Genomic DNA, 871 nt, shown 5'->3' with positions numbered 1-871 from the left:
AGTTTTTTATGAGAGCGGGGTTCTACAACTTCTCACTATATGCTTTGTGCGCGGCGAAATGGGAGCCTTTCTAGAACTCTGAGTCGGTGTTTTACTTACGGTCTTCGGGGGCCTTCTTATAGACGGCAGGCGGCGGACAGGCCAGCGGGGCCGGCACCGACGATGACCACGTCGAATTCCATGTATTCGCGTTCCACAGGCTATCTCCTACTCAAGGCTCAACAGTTTTTTTTTCTAATTTGGAGGTTCGGTGCCGCATCCGTTATTGCCTTTACGTTAACGTCAAGGGTAATAATGGGCAAACCACCATTCTCTCTAGGCGGCGCATTATATCTACACCACTCTGAGCGTCCAATACAAACGTTTGTTTGAATCGGCTCCAGCCCAGAGAAATCAAAGAAGCGCGGCTTATGAACGGCCATTTTGCCGTATTGACCGGAATAGGCGTTCCGGTCAAGATACGGGCGGTTTTGCGCTCGCCGTAGGCAGACTGGCGGTTTCAAGAGCACCTCTAAAGACAGGGCACAGGCAGTACAAGGTGATGCGCAGCGCAAGTCCGGTGCGCAGTTTACACACCGTGCAGATCAATGACCCGTGAGTCACCACTGACGAACGGTCATCGCCCCCAGCCGGCGTTTTTAGAGGTGCCCTTGTGCCCGATGAGCATCATCCGCCAGGTTCGCCTAGGCGACTTTCTTTTCACCGGAGAGTAACGAGGAATCCATGAAGGTTCTTGTAGCTGTCAAACGCGTTGTGGATTACAACGTAAAGGTCCGCGTCAAGGCGGACAATTCCGGCGTAGACCTCGCCAACGTCAAGATGTCGATGAACCCGTACTGCGAAATCGCAGTGGAAGAAGCCGTACGCCTGA

2 pseudogenes are annotated in these 871 nt (G+C 53.0%); one reads left to right on the top strand and one right to left on the bottom strand.

Annotated elements, in window-relative coordinates:
• Positions 1-122: 122 nt before the first annotated feature.
• Positions 123-197, bottom strand: a pseudogene (locus ACIOUG_RS20730) (hypothetical protein); the annotation flags it as partial.
• Positions 198-723: 526 nt separating this feature from the next.
• On the opposite strand from ACIOUG_RS20730, the pseudogene ACIOUG_RS20725 reads away from it, so the two are divergent.
• A pseudogene (locus tag ACIOUG_RS20725) lies at positions 724-871 on the top strand (electron transfer flavoprotein subunit beta/FixA family protein); the annotation flags it as partial.

The sequence above is a fragment of the Pseudomonas sp. NPDC087803 genome (assembly GCF_044742995.1).
Lineage (GTDB): Bacteria > Pseudomonadota > Gammaproteobacteria > Pseudomonadales > Pseudomonadaceae > Aquipseudomonas.
This window is presented reverse-complemented; position numbering and strand designations above follow the sequence as displayed.